Source organism: Bradyrhizobium hipponense (assembly GCF_008123965.1).
Taxonomy (GTDB): domain Bacteria; phylum Pseudomonadota; class Alphaproteobacteria; order Rhizobiales; family Xanthobacteraceae; genus Bradyrhizobium; species Bradyrhizobium hipponense.
The window spans coordinates 1-1,161 of the sequence record NZ_VSTH01000301.1 but is presented as its reverse complement, the minus strand read 5'-3'; the positions used below and the strand labels follow the sequence as shown (position 1 = coordinate 1,161).

The following is a 1,161-nucleotide window of genomic DNA, read 5'->3' as shown; positions in this document are numbered from 1 at the left end:
CATTGTGTACAACGAAAACATTGGCGACGGTGTTTCGCCGGTTAAGGTGGACCTCGCCGAACTGGAACTTGCGATTGTCAACATCGCCGTTAATGCCCGCGACGCCATGCCAAACGGCGGCACGTTCACGTTATCCGTCAACGCCGTGACCGTAGATCTGGACATGGGCGATAATCACCTTGGCGAAGCATTTTTTGCGATAGCGTTTAGCGATACGGGCACTGGTATTCCGCCCAATCTTCTGTCCAAGATGTTCGATCCATTTTTCACAACCAAAGAGGTTGGCAAAGGAACCGGGCTCGGTTTGTCTCAGGTTTATGGCTTTGCGCACCAAGCCGGTGGAACGGTGAAGGCAGACAGCAAGGTCGGACAGGGAACAACGGTTACAGTCTATTTGCCGTCTTGTGCGGACGAGCAAATCACCAGCAAGGAGCTCTCCGCGGCTAGAACAAAAGCGGGGCATTCGCAGCGGCAGACGGTTCTCGTTGTCGACGACAGCGCTGATGTGGCGGATGTGACATCCTCGCTGTTCGAGCATCTGGGCTATGAGACCATCTATCGAGAATCGGCCGAAGCGGCGTTAAAACTGCTCGAAGCCGGTACAAAGATCGATCTCGTCTTCAGCGATATCGTCATGCCGGGGACCATCGATGGCGTCGGGCTCGCGAGAGAAATTCGGTCGCGGTATCCCAATTTGCCCATCGCCCTCACCACCGGCTACAGCGATGCTGCAAAAGCAGCTCCCCCAAATTTAAGAATACTACGTAAGCCGTTCGACACCGAAGCACTAAGAGATTTTATCCAGGATATTGCGGCTTCGAGATAATGAAATCATCCGGTGTGCCTCTGACGTCAAGCACGACTGACGCTTGGCGCTGAAGTTGACCAGCCGCAATCGCGGGCATTGCTCGGCCGCGCCGACGCAGTGATCGAATAGGCTTGTCTTGCCGCAAATACGCGAGTCTGATTGTAGCCCGTCGACGCGGGGATTTGGATGGAGTCGAAGGAGCGGGGCTGCGGGGTTCGCAACAGCCCGCCATTATGCGGCAAACGCCACGGGCGCGACAAGCAACCCAAGTAAGGGCCGCTGGTGCGCTGTATCCACTTTACCTGCCGACCGCTCTGAAGATGTCCGTTCTCTGGGGTAGACCGGAGTGCGCC

At 56.1% G+C, this 1,161-nt stretch carries 1 protein-coding gene; it reads left to right on the top strand.

Features of this window, described 5'->3' with window-relative positions; translation table 11 throughout:
• The coding region (locus FXV83_RS42165) for an ATP-binding protein (RefSeq protein WP_235940628.1) at positions 1-826 on the top strand (826 nt) is incomplete at its 5' end.
• Positions 827-1,161 lie beyond the last annotated feature (335 nt).